Below are 12,026 nucleotides of genomic sequence, written 5' to 3'. Positions count from 1 at the left end.
GCCGCCCGTCGGGGCGGGTCGCCCGCGCGCCGCCCGCCGGGTCGTGCTGACGCCCGCCGCCCGCTGGGTCGCCTGCCGCTCACCGGGCCGCGGGCCGGCCGGCCAGGCCGGGCTGCCGGGCCGCCGGGCCGAGCCGGACCGGGCGGCGTCGGGCGTACCGGATAGCCTCGACGTCGTGGCGACCGCGCTGGTGATCGAGAACGACCCGACCGACGACCTCCGCCGACTGGGGGAGTGGCTGACCGAGGGAGGGCTCGAGCTGCGGGTGCTGCGCCCGCACGCCGGCGACGACCTCCCCGCCGACCTCGACGGGTACGCCGCGCTGGTGGTGCTCGGCGGCGAGCAGCGGGCGTACCCGCTGCCCGACGGCAGCCCCAGCGCGCCCTGGTTGCCGGCGCTGGAGAGGCTGCTGCGCAAGGCGGTCCGGCAACGGGTCCCCACCCTGGCGATCTGCCTCGGCGCGCAACTGCTGGCCGCCGCACACGCCGGCCAGGTCGAGCGGAGCCCGTCCGGGCCCGAGATCGGGCCGACCGTGGTCGGCAAGCGGGACGCCGCCGACACCGACCCGCTCTTCCGGTACGTGCCGCTGATGCCGGACGTGTTCCAGTGGCACTCCGACGAGATCACCGAGCTGCCGCACGGGGCCACCCTGCTCGCCGCCTCCACCCGCTACCCGCACCAGGCGTTCCGGATCGGCGACCGGGCCTGGGGGCTGCAGTTCCACATCGAGTGCGACACCGCCATGATCGCCGACTGGGCCCGCGACTCGGCCCAACTCATCGAGCTGGGCTACGACCCGGAGCTGGTGGTCGCCGCCTGCGACCGGGTGATGGCCGACGTCGAGGAGGTCTGGCAGCCGTTCGCCATCCGGTTCGCCGCGCTCGCCCTCGGCCAGCTGGACGACGACAGCCCCCGCCGCAGCCTGCCGCTGCTCGGGCACTGACATGACCCGACCGACCAGGGGACGCCTCGCCCGGTACGGCTTCGCCGAGGGCGACGGCGGTCGCGCCGCCAACCTGCTCGGACCGGACGGGCTGGGGCTGTGGCGGCCGGACGCCCAGGAGCCCGCCGACGAGCGTGGGGCCGACCTGCTGGCCGCGCTCTCCCGGGCCGCCGACCCGGACCTGGCGCTGCGTCAGCTGCACCGCCTCGTCGAGGCGGAACGCCGGGCGGCCGGGGCGGACGGGCAGGAGAAGGTGCTGGCCGCCCTGCACGACGACCCGGGGCTGCGCCGCCGACTGGTCGCGGTGCTCGGCGCCTCGTCGGCGCTCGGCGACCACCTGGTGGCCAACCCCGACCAGTGGCGGGTGCTGGCCACCGCCCCGGACGGGCTCGCGCCGCCGGCCGACGGCCGGCTGGACCTGGCCGCCGCCGCCCGGATGACCGCCGCCACCGGCCCGATCCCGGTGCTGCGGCAGGCGTACCGGCTGGCGCTGCTGCGGATCGCGGCGGCCGACCTGACCGGCGGGCGTGGCCTGGAGCAGACCATGGCGGCGCTCTCCGGGCTCGCCGACGCCACCCTGGCCGCCGCGTACCGCATCGCGGTGGACGAGCTGCCGGAGGGGACGGCCCGGCCCCGGCTGGCCGTGGTGGCGATGGGCAAGTGCGGCGGTGACGAGCTCAACTACGTCTCGGACGTGGACGTGATCTTCGTCGCCGCCGAGGACGACGACCTGGGCGCGGCCACCCTGGTCGCCACCCGGCTGATCCACATCTGCGGTCTGGTCGCCTGGCCGGTCGACGCCGCGCTGCGCCCCGAGGGAAACCGGGGGCCGCTGGTGCGCACCCTGGCCAGCCATCTGGCCTACTACCGGCGCTGGGCCCGGACCTGGGAGTTCCAGGCGCTGCTCAAGGCCCGCCCGGCGGCCGGCGACCTGGACCTGGCCCGGAAGTGGATCGACCAGCTCGCCCCCCTGGTGTGGACCGCCGCCGAGCGGCCGGAGGCGGTCGAGGACGTCCGGGCGATGCGCCGGAAGATCATCGACAACATCCCGCCGAAGGAGCTGGAACGCGAGATCAAGCGCGGCCCGGGCGGGCTGCGCGACATCGAGTTCGCCGTCCAACTGCTCCAGCTCGTGCACGGCCGGGGCGACGAGTCGCTGCGGGTGCCCGGCACGATTCCGGCGCTGCGTGCCCTGGTTGCCGGCGGCTACGTCGGCCGCGCCGACGGGGAGGCGCTGCTGCGCGGCTACCGCTTCCTGCGCGGCGTCGAGCACCGGCTCCAACTCCAGGGCCTGCGCCGCACCCACACCGTGCCGACCGAGCCGGCCGCGCTGCGCTGGCTGGCCGCCGCGCTCGACTACCAGGCCACCCCGGGCCGCAGCGCCGTCGAGGAGTTCCGCGCCGAGTGGGTCACCCACGCCGCCGAGGTACGCCGGCTGCACGCCAAGCTGCTCTACCGGCCGCTGCTGGAAGCGGTGGCCCGGGTCCCCGCCGAGGGGCTGCGGCTGACCCCGGAGGCGGCCCGGCACCGGCTGGAGATCCTCGGCTTCGCCGACCCGGCCGGGGCGCTGCGCCACCTCCAGGCCCTCACCGGCGGGGTGAGCCGCACCGCCGCGATCCAACGCACCCTGCTGCCGGTGCTGCTCAGCGAGTTCGCCGACGCGCCGGAGCCGGACCGGGGGCTGCTCAACTACCGGCAGGTCTCCGACAAGCTCGGCAGCACCCCCTGGTACCTGCGGCTGCTCCGCGACTCCGGGCCGGTGGCCCGGCGGCTGGCCCGGGTGCTCTCCTCCTCCCGGTACGCGGCCGACCTGCTGGCCCGCGAGCCGGAGGCGCTGCGGCTGCTGGCCGAGGACAGCGAACTCACCCCGCGCCCGCGCGAGGTGCTCGGCGAGGGCTTCGCCGCGGCGGCGGCCCGGCACGACGACCCGGTCGAGGCCACCCGGGCCGTCCGCGCCCTGCGTCGCCGCGAGCTGGTCCGGTTGGCCTGCGCCGACGTGCTCACCCGGGCGGGCGCGCTCGCCCCGCTCACCCCCCGCTCCGCCGAGCCCGGTGCCGAGCGGGTGCCCACGCTGGTCGACGTGAGCGCGGTCGGCACCGCCCTGGCCGACGTCACCGACGCCACGCTGGCCGCCGCGCTGCGGACCGCCCGGGCCGCCCAGCCGGCGCCGCCCGGGCTGCGCTTCGCCGTGATCGGCATGGGCCGGCTCGGCGGGTACGAGTCGAACTACCTCTCCGACGCCGACGTGCTCTTCGTCTACGACCCGCCACCCGGGGCGGACGAGGGCGCGGCCAGCGCCGCCGCGCACGCCATCGCCGAGGAGCTGCGCCGGCTGCTCTCCGCGCCGGCTCCCGACCCGCCGCTCGGGGTGGACGCCGACCTGCGCCCCGAGGGCCGGCAGGGCCCGCTGGTGCGCAGCCTCGCCGCGTACGCCCAGTACTACGCCCGCTGGTCGAAGGTGTGGGAGGCGCAGGCGCTGCTGCGCGCCCGGTTCGTCTGCGGCGACGCCGACTTGGGCGCGGCGTTCGAGGCGATGGCCGACCCGGTCCGCTACCCGGCCGACGGGCTGACCCGCGAGCAGGTGGTGGAGATCCGCCGGATCAAGGCCCGGGTGGAGACCGAGCGGCTGCCCCGGGGCGCGGACCCGGCCACCCACACCAAGCTGGGCCGGGGCGGGCTTGCCGACGTCGAGTGGGCGGTGCAGTTGCTCCAGCTCCGGCACGGCGGCCGGCGGCCCGAGCTGCGCGGCACGCGTACCCTCGACGCCCTCGCGGCGGCCCGGGACGCCGGCCTGGTCGACCCTGAGGACGCGGCCGAGATGGCCGCCGGCTGGACCCTCGCCGCGCAGGTCCGCAACGCGCTGATGCTGGTCCGTGGCCGGGCCGGGGACCAGCTGCCCCGGCACGGGGTGGAGCTGGCCGGGGTGGTGCGCCTGCTCGGCCGGGACGACCCTGGCGAGTTCCTCGATGAATACCTGCGCACCGCCCGCCGCTCCCGGACGGCGATGGAACGGGTTTTCGGTGCCTGAGGCGTCCACGCTCCGTGCCCCGTCCGCGGCCGAGCCGCGCACCGATCGGCGAGCGCTGGCCGCCCGGGTGGCCGCCCCGGCGGTGGCGCTGCTGCTCGGCGTGGCCTTCCTGCTGGCCCCGCCGATGGGCACCGACCTGGCCGCGCAGGTCGCCCGGGCCGGCTTCGTCGCCCGCCACGGCGGCGCCCCGATCGACGTCGGCTGGTACGGCGGGGTGAACCAGTACGGCTACAGCCTGTTCACCGCCCGGCTGGGCGCCTGGCTCGGGGTACGGCCGCTGGGCGTCCTGGCCGCCGTGCTCGGTGCCGCGGCCCTGGGGTGGCTCTTCCGTCGGCACCGGGCCCGCCGGCCGGCGCTGGCCGGGGTGCTCGGCGCGGTGGTGCTGGTCGGCAACCTGGCCAGCGGCCGGATCACCTTCGCCGTCGGCCTGGCGTTCGGGCTGCTCGCAATCTGCGCGGTGGGCGCCGAACGGCCGAGCCGGCCGGCGCGGCTGGCGCTGGCCGCCCTGCTCGCCGGGGCCGCCACCTGGGCCAGCCCGGTCGCCGGGCTGTTCACCGGCCTGGCCGGTGCCGCGCTGCTGCTGGCCGGGCTGCGCCGGGGCGACGGCCCGGGCCGGTCGCTGCCGGGCGGCTGGCGGTTGGACCGCCCGCTCGCCGAGAGCCTGGTCCTCTGCCTCGCGCCGGCGCTGGCGCTGGCGCCGATGGCGGTGCTGTTCGGCAACGGCGGCACTCAGCCGTACTCGGCCGAGTCGATGCGGCTCAACGCGGCGCTGGCCGTGCTGGTCTTCGCCGTCGTGCCCCGGCGTCGTCGGGTGCTGCGGATCGGCGCGGTGCTCACCGTGTTGCTGCTGGTCGCCGCCTTCTACCTGCCAAGCCCGGTCGGCTCCAACGCGCTGCGCCTGCCGATGCTCTTCGCGCTGCCCGTGCTCGCCGGGTACGCGTCGCTGCCCGGCCCGTGGCTGGCCGGCCTGCTCGCCGCCACCGTCTGGTGGCAGAACCCGGTGATGGTCAGCGATGTGACCCGCGCCGGCGCGGCGGAGAGCGCCGCGTCGTTCCACCGTCCGCTCGCCGACGAGCTGGCCCGGCGGCAGCCCGTCGGCCGGGTCGAGGTGGTGCCGCTGCGCGACCACTGGGAGTCGGCGTACCTGCCGCCGACGGTGCCGCTGGCCCGTGGCTGGGAACGCCAGGTGGACACCGACCGCAACGCCCTCTTCTACGCCGACGGGCTGACCCCCGAGGCGTACGCGGACTGGCTGCGCCGGGAGGCGGTCCAGTACGTCGCGGTCGCGCCCGACGCCCCGCCCGACCGGTGGGGGCGCGCCGAGGCCGACCTGATCGAGGCCGGCCAGCCGTACCTGCGCGAGGTGTGGCGCAACGCGGACTGGCGGCTGTACGCGGTGGCCGACCCGACGCCGCTGGTCGGCGCGCCGGGCCGGCTGGTCGCCGCCGACCAGGCCCGGGTGCGGTTCACCGCGGACCGGGCCGGCGACGTGCCGGTCCGGGTCCGCTGGTCGCACTGGCTCTCCCTCGCCGGCGCGGACGGGTGCCTGCGGCCGGGGCCGGACGGCTGGACCGAAGTCCGGGTCGGTGCCCCAGGTGAATACGCGATCTCCAGCAGCCTGGCGCCGGCGAGGCACTGCTGAACACACCACCCGGTCCGGTGCCCACCGTCGGTCTCGGCGGGCGGGGCTGGCAGCATGGCGGGGTGTCTCACCACCTCTCGCGCTGGACCGGCCTGGCGGGCTCGCTGCTGCTCGCCCTGGCCGCCTTCCTCGGCGGCGCGTTCCCGCACGGGAACCTGCGCCCCACCCCGGTCGGCATCTGGCAGGGGCCGCACGGGCCGCTGATCCTCGGTAGCTGGCTGGTCGGTACCGCGCTGCTGGTCTGGGCCTGGTGGTCGTTGCGCGACCGGGTGCCGTCGGTGCGCTGGGCGCTGGTCACCGCCGGGCTCTGGCTGCTGCCGATGCTGGTCGCGCCGCCGTTCGGCAGCCGGGACGTCTACGCGTACGCCTGCCAGGGCGCCAGCTACGCCGCCGGGATCAGCCCGTACGAGCAGGGCGTCTCAGCGCTGCCCTGCCCGTGGCTGGACACCGTCTCGTACATCTGGCGGGACAGCCCGGCGCCGTACGGGCCGCTCTTCGTGGTGCTCGCCGGCGCGGTGGTCAAGGCGACCGGCTCGCTGACCGCCAGCATCGTGGTGTTCCGCGCGCTCAGCCTGGCCGGGGTGGCGCTCACCGCGTACGCGGTGCCGGTGCTGGCCCGGCGGTGCGGCGTGCCGGCCGAGCGGGCGGTGTGGCTGGCGCTGGCCTGCCCGCTGGTCGCCATGCACCTGATCGGCGGCCCGCACAACGACGCGCTGATGGTCGGGGCGCTGGCCGCCGGGCTGGCCCTGGTGGCCTCCCGGCCGGGCCGGCCCGGCCCGCTGCTGGCCGGGGGCGCGCTGCTCGGCGTGGCCGTGGCGATCAAGGTGACCGCCCTGGTCGTGGTGCCGTTCGCCGCGCTGGCCGCGATGGTCGGGCCGTACCGGATCCGGACGCTGGTGCGCGACGGCGGGTGGGTGGTCGGTGGCGCGGTGGCCGTCGTGGTCGGGGTGACCTTCGGCGGCGGCCTGGACTTCGGCTGGGTGGGCGGGCTGTCGCAGGGTGGGGTGGCGATCGCCTGGACCTCCCCGCCGACCGCGGTCGGCCAGACCGTCGGCTACCTCGCGGCGCTGTTCGGCGCACACGTCGACGCGCTCCCGGTGACCCGAGGGATCGCCGTGGTGCTGCTGGCGGTCCTGCTGGTCTGGCTCTGGTGGCGGGCCCGGAACCGGGACCCGCTCTACCACGCGGGGCTGGCGCTGGCCCTGACCGTGGCGCTCTCCCCGGTGGTGCATCCCTGGTACTGGATCTGGCCGCTGACCGTCCTCGCCGCGACCGCCGCCCTGCGGGAGAAGTGGTACCTGGTGGTCGCCGTCGTGGGGTCGTTCCTGATCCTGCCGGACGGCACCGGCCTGCCCCGATGGACCAAGATGCCCGGCGCGCCGCTGATGACGCTGTTGGTGATCGTGGTCACGGTCCGGTTGGTACGGTCGGCTCGGGCGGCCCGGAAGCCGGTTCCCGCCGAAGCGGCAGCCGACTGAGGAGAGGTGCCGGTGACCGAGCCGGACGCGGTGCGTGACGGGCCGGTCGGGCCCATCGCCGCCGCAACGGCCCGGTACGCGGGCCTGCTCGGCACGGTGCTGCTGGCCGTCGCCGGCTGGCTGGGCGGCGCGCTGCCCGACGCCCCGCTCGTCGACCGCCTCGTCGACCTCTGGCGCGCCCCGCACGGGCCCTGGGTGCTCGGCTGCTGGCTGGCCGGCATGCTGCTGCTGGTCGGCGGCTGGTGGTCGTTGCGCTGGGGTGCCCCGTCGGCCCGGTGGGCGTACCTGACCGCCGGGCTGTGGCTGCTGCCGCTGCTGGCCGTGCCGCCGTTCGGCAGCCGGGACGTCTACTCGTACGTCTGCCAGGGCTGGTCCTGGACGCACGGCGTCGACCCGTACCGGGTGGGGGTGGCGGCGGCCGGCTGCCCGTGGACGGACACGGTGTCGCCGATCTGGCGGGACACTCCCGCCCCGTACGGGCCGTTCTTCGTCCTGCTGGCCGGCCTGGCGGTGCTGGCCGGGGGCGGCCTGGTCGGCGCGATCGTGCTGCTGCGGGTGATCGCCGTGGCGGGGCTGCTGCTCGCCGCGCTCTGCCTGCCCGGGCTGGCCCGGGCCGCGGGCGTGCCGACCCGGCGGGCCGCCTGGCTGGCGCTGGCCTGCCCGCTGGTCGGGGTGCACCTGGCGGCCGGCGCGCACAACGACGCGATCGGGCTGGGCCTGGTGCTGTTCGGGCTGCTGGTGCTGGTGCGCCGGCCCGGCCGGCCACGCGCGCTGGTGGTGGCCGGGGTGCTGCTCGGCCTGGCGGTGGCGGTGAAGGCGGTCGCCGTGGTGGTGCTCCCGTTCGCCGCGCTCGCCGCCGTGCTGGGCCGGTACACCTGGCGGGCGCTGCTGCGCGACGCCGCCTGGCTGGCCGGGGGAGTGCTGGCAGCGCTGCTGGCCTGTTCCCTGGCCACCGGGCTGGGGCTGGGCTGGGTGGGTGGCCTGGCGCACAGCGGCGACTCCGAGCAGTGGACCTCCCCGCCGACCGCGGTGGGCTTCGTGGTCGACTACGCCGGCAACCTGCTCGGCCGGGAGCCGCACGCCGTGCCGGTGGCCCGGGTGGTCGCCCTGGTGCTGCTCGCGGCGCTGCTGGTGGCGCTGTGGTGGTGGGCCTGGGCGGTGCTTCGCCGGCTGAACGAGGCCCGGCCCCGGGTGGCGCTGACCGGCGCCGGCCTGGCGCTGGCCGCCACGGTGCTGCTGGCCCCGGTCTTCCACCCCTGGTACGCGGTCTGGCCGCTGGCGCTGCTGGCGGTGGCGACCCGGTCGCCGGCCCGGACGGTGTGGTTCGTGGCGCCCTGCGCGGTGGCGTCGTTGCTGGTCCTGCCGGACGGCACCAACCTGGCCCGGTACACCAAGGCGCCGGGGGCGATCCTGATGACCGCGCTGGTCGTGCTGGTGGCCGTCGGGGCGGCCCGCGCCCTGTTGGCCCGACGCGCCCGCTGACGAGAACGGCCGGGCCGGCCCCGCTGTCGCGGAGCCGGCCCGGCCGGTGCAGGTGAGGCTGGTCAGCAGTCGAAGTACATGGCGAACTCGTGCGGGGTCGGGCGCAGGCGCACCGGGTCGACCTCGTTGGTCCGCTTCCACGACACCCAGGTGGAGATCAGGTCCGGCGTGAAGACGCCGCCGTCGAGCAGGTAGTCGTGGTCGGCCTCGAGCGCGTCGAGCACCTCCGGCAGCGAACCCGGCACCTGCTTGACGTCGCCCCACTCCTCCGGCGGGAGGTCGTAGAGGTCCTTGTCGATCGGCGCCGGCGGCTCGATCTTGTTCTTGATGCCGTCCAGGCCGGCCATCATCATCGCCGCGAAGGCGAGGTACGGGTTGCTGGACGGGTCCGGCACCCGGAACTCGACCCGCTTGGCCTTCGGGTTGCTGCCGGTGACCGGGATACGGGTGCAGGCGGAGCGGTTGCGCTGCGAGTAGACCAGGTTGACCGGCGCCTCGAAGCCCGGCACCAGCCGACGGTAGGAGTTGACCGTCGGGTTGGTGAAGGCCAGCAGCGACGGCGCGTGGTGCAGCAGGCCGCCGATGTACCAGCGGGCGGTGTCGGACAGGCCGGCGTAGCCGGTCTCGTCGTAGAACAGCGGCTCGCCGTTCAGCCAGAGGCTCTGGTGGGTGTGCATGCCGGAGCCGTTGTCGCCGAAGAGCGGCTTCGGCATGAAGGTGGCCGTCCTGCCGTTCGCCCAGACCTCGTTCTTCACGATGTACTTGAAGAGCTGGAGCTGGTCGGCGGCGTGCAGCAGGGTGGAGAACCGGTAGTTGATCTCCGACTGGCCGGCGGTGCCGACCTCGTGGTGCGACCGCTCCACGGTGAAGCCGTTGTCCACCAGCCGACGGACGATCTTGTCACGCAGGTCGGCGAAGTGGTCGACCGGCGGCACCGGGAAGTAACCGCCCTTGTACGCGGTCTTGTAGCCGCGGTTGCCGCCCTCCTCCTCGCGGCCGCTGTTCCAGGCGCCCTCGATGGAGTCGATGTAGTAGAACGACCGGTGCGCGGAGGTCTCGTGGCGGATCGAGTCGAAGATGTAGAACTCCGCCTCGGCGCCGAAGTAGGCGGTGTCGGCGATGCCGCTCGCCGCCAGGTACGCCTCGGCCTTCTTCGCCACGTTCCGCGGGTCGCGCGAGTAGGCCTCGCGGGTGAACGGGTCGTGGATGAAGAAGTTCAGCGCGAGGGTCTTCTGCGCGCGGAACGGGTCGATGAAGGCGGTCGCGACGTCCGGGAGCAGGAGCATGTCCGACTCGTGGATCGCCTGGAAGCCGCGGATCGACGAACCGTCGAAGGCGAGGCCGTCGGTGAAGACGCTGTCGTCGAAGGACTCGACCGGCAGATTGAAGTGCTGCATCACGCCGGGCAGGTCACAGAAACGTACGTCGACGAACTTAACGTCCTCGTTCTTGAGGTATCGCAGGAGTTCCTCGGGATTGGCGAACACACGTCCTCCTGGCAGGTCCACTCCGGTGGCTGGCTCCTGGCGACGGTATGGCCGCGCGGTTGCCCGGCCGTGTCTCCTCTGTTTCCGCCGTGTTACGTCCCTCGCGGAGCGTCATCTGTGCCGCTCAGTCGCCTACGGGTCTCCGTTCGGACGATACCCGCCGTGACGGTGTGCCGCTAATTGATGGCTTTGGTCCGATTCTTCACGTGGTGCCGAACCGGCGTGTCCGGGCGGTGACCCGCACCGCTGCCCAGCCCGGCCGTTCCGGTCGGGGATCCGCCCATGACTACCCTTGACCGCTGTGACCGATACCGCCGCCGTGCCGGTGCCGCCCGCCGCGGACCGTGCCTTCACGCCCCCGAGCCTGGGCCGCCGCTTCGGCGCGCTGATCATCGACTGGGTGCTCTGCCTGCTGATCGCCAACATCTTCGCCGACCCGACCCGGGACGGCTGGGCCCCGGTGCTGGTGCTGATCCTCGAGTACGGCTTCTTCCTCGGCCTGTTCGCCCAGACCCCGGGCATGTACGTCACGAGGATCCGGTGCCTGTCCTGGGCCGACGGGGGCCGGATCGGGGTGGTCCGGGCCCTGCTGCGCGGTGTCCTGCTCGCCCTGGTGGTGCCCGCTCTGATCATGGACGAGCACCGGCGCGGCCTGCACGACCGGCTCGCCGGCTCGGTCATCGTCGACGCCCCCCGCCCCGCCCGCTGACCGCACCGGCGCCGCCGGTGCCGGCCGGGGCAGAGACCAGCAGGAGCCGGACCCGTGCGGGGCCGGCTCCTGCTGCGTACGACTCGGGTCAGCGACCGCGGGTCTGGCGGAACGCGCCACGCGGCGGCCGCATGTTCTTCGGGATCGCGCCCTTGGGCAGCTGCGGGCGGGCGGTGAGCGCCTTGAGCCGCTTGTCGAGCGCGTTGACGTCCTTGGGGGCGAGGCTGCGGGGCAGCCGCATCAGGGTCATCCGCAGCTTGCGGATCGGCAGCTCGCCGTCGCCCTGGCCGATCACGTAGTCGTGCAGGGGCGCGGAGCCGATCACCTTGGCCAGCCGGCGCTTCTCCTGGCCGAGCAGGCTCCGGACGCGCTGCGGGTCGCCCTCGGCCAGCAGGATCACGCCGGGGCGGCCGATCACCAGGTGCACCATGTCCATCTGCGTGGTCGAGCTGACCGCCGGGGTGACCCGCCAGTCGCCGCGCATGCTCTCCATGATCTGCGCCGCCGCGCCCGGCTGGCCCTCGGCGGCGTTCATCATCGCCTTGTTGGACCGCAGGTTGAGCACGATCAGCAGGGCGAGCAGGGCGAACAGGATGCCGATCGGCAGCCAGATCCAGCCCGCGAGGAGCACCGCGACCACGGTGAGCGCGAGCGGGATCAGCACCGCCGCGGCGGCCAGCGGCGCGAACCACCGGTCCTGCTTGGCGGTGAACCGGAACACCATCCCGATCTGCTTCAGCCGCTGGCCGAACGAGACCTTCTCCTGGGGCTTTGCCATACCGCAGAGTCTAGTGGTCGCTGCGCGACGCGTTGATCCGTGGCTGCCACCCGGCGGCGGCTGAGTACCTTACGGCGTCGCCGGCCCGCGGCGGCCCCGGAGTAAGGAGGGGGCGCGGGCGAAGATCGGGCGGCGGACCCATGCCCCGGGGCCACCTTCGCGCGGAAAGTCAGTGTCGACAGCGAAAACGACACGACAGGGGAAACCGAGATGTTCGGCAACGACGCAGACCTGATGCTCTCCATCCACCGCAGCCACGCCGCCGAACTCCAGGCCGACGCGGCCCGCGACCGGCTCGCCCGGTCGCTGCCCCGCCGGCACCCGCGCGGCTGGCTCAGCCGTCGGCAGCACGCCGCCCGCGTCGTCGACGGCCGCCGGTGACCACGCTGGCCCAGCCGGCCGTGCGACCGGCGCAGCCCGCGCCGCCGCCGACCGGCCGGGAGGCGACCGCCGTACCGGCTGACCCGCTCTTCCGATCT

9 protein-coding genes are annotated in these 12,026 nt (G+C 75.2%); 7 read left to right on the top strand and 2 right to left on the bottom strand.

The window, feature by feature from the left end; genetic code table 11:
* The first annotated feature begins 175 nt into the window (after positions 1-175).
* From ONA70_RS29595 to mptB (ONA70_RS29575), 5 genes are all read left to right on the top strand, one after another.
* Positions 176-943, top strand: coding sequence for a type 1 glutamine amidotransferase (locus ONA70_RS29595; protein ID WP_265009783.1), 768 nt, complete (start codon positions 176-178; stop codon positions 941-943).
* Between the two features lies 1 nt (position 944).
* Positions 945-3,971 (top strand): bifunctional [glutamine synthetase] adenylyltransferase/[glutamine synthetase]-adenylyl-L-tyrosine phosphorylase, encoded by a 3,027-nt coding sequence (locus tag ONA70_RS29590; protein ID WP_265009781.1) that lies wholly within the window; start codon positions 945-947, stop codon positions 3,969-3,971.
* Positions 3,964-5,613, top strand: a complete 1,650-nt coding sequence (locus ONA70_RS29585; protein WP_265009780.1) for a hypothetical protein — start codon at positions 3,964-3,966, stop codon at positions 5,611-5,613. Before ONA70_RS29590 ends, ONA70_RS29585 begins: the two co-directional genes overlap by 8 nt.
* 62 nt (positions 5,614-5,675) lie before the next feature.
* Positions 5,676-7,091, top strand: a complete 1,416-nt coding sequence (gene mptB / locus ONA70_RS29580; protein ID WP_265009779.1) for a polyprenol phosphomannose-dependent alpha 1,6 mannosyltransferase MptB — start codon at positions 5,676-5,678, stop codon at positions 7,089-7,091.
* 12 nt (positions 7,092-7,103) lie between these two features.
* On the top strand, positions 7,104-8,573 hold the full coding sequence (gene mptB / locus ONA70_RS29575) for a polyprenol phosphomannose-dependent alpha 1,6 mannosyltransferase MptB (protein WP_265009778.1): 1,470 nt from the start codon (positions 7,104-7,106) through the stop codon (positions 8,571-8,573).
* A 62-nt stretch (positions 8,574-8,635) separates the two neighbouring features.
* On the opposite strand, the gene glnA is transcribed toward mptB (ONA70_RS29575), so the two are convergent.
* Positions 8,636-10,060, bottom strand: coding sequence for a type I glutamate--ammonia ligase (glnA, locus tag ONA70_RS29570; RefSeq protein WP_265009777.1), 1,425 nt, complete (start codon positions 10,058-10,060; stop codon positions 8,636-8,638).
* A 292-nt stretch (positions 10,061-10,352) separates the two neighbouring features.
* Between glnA and ONA70_RS29565 the strand changes: the two genes are divergently transcribed.
* Positions 10,353-10,769, top strand: a complete 417-nt coding sequence (locus ONA70_RS29565) for an RDD family protein (RefSeq protein WP_406601264.1) — start codon at positions 10,353-10,355, stop codon at positions 10,767-10,769.
* An 88-nt stretch (positions 10,770-10,857) separates the two neighbouring features.
* Here the strand turns inward: ONA70_RS29565 and ONA70_RS29560 are convergent, their stop codons facing one another.
* Positions 10,858-11,547, bottom strand: coding sequence for a DUF4191 domain-containing protein (locus ONA70_RS29560; RefSeq protein WP_265009776.1), 690 nt, complete (start codon positions 11,545-11,547; stop codon positions 10,858-10,860).
* Positions 11,548-11,757: 210 nt separating this feature from the next.
* On the opposite strand from ONA70_RS29560, the gene ONA70_RS29555 reads away from it, so the two are divergent.
* The gene (locus tag ONA70_RS29555; RefSeq protein WP_265009775.1) at positions 11,758-11,928 is read left to right on the top strand and encodes a hypothetical protein; all 171 of its coding nucleotides are present in this window, start codon (positions 11,758-11,760) and stop codon (positions 11,926-11,928) included.
* Positions 11,929-12,026 lie beyond the last annotated feature (98 nt).

This window comes from Micromonospora yasonensis, from assembly GCF_026013475.1.
GTDB lineage: Bacteria > Actinomycetota > Actinomycetes > Mycobacteriales > Micromonosporaceae > Micromonospora > Micromonospora yasonensis.
Note: the sequence above shows the minus strand (reverse complement) of the source record. Positions and strands in the feature narration are given on the sequence as shown.

Bases quoted from the DNA above. Each gene is read 5' to 3' on its own strand.
- ONA70_RS29590 (WP_265009781.1), top strand. From the start codon at position 945: ATGACCCGACCGACCAGGGGACGCCTCGCCCGGTACGGCTTCGCCGAG.
- ONA70_RS29560 (WP_265009776.1), bottom strand. From the start codon at position 11,547: ATGGCAAAGCCCCAGGAGAAGGTCTCGTTCGGCCAGCGGCTGAAGCAG.
- ONA70_RS29555 (WP_265009775.1), top strand. From the start codon at position 11,758: ATGTTCGGCAACGACGCAGACCTGATGCTCTCCATCCACCGCAGCCAC.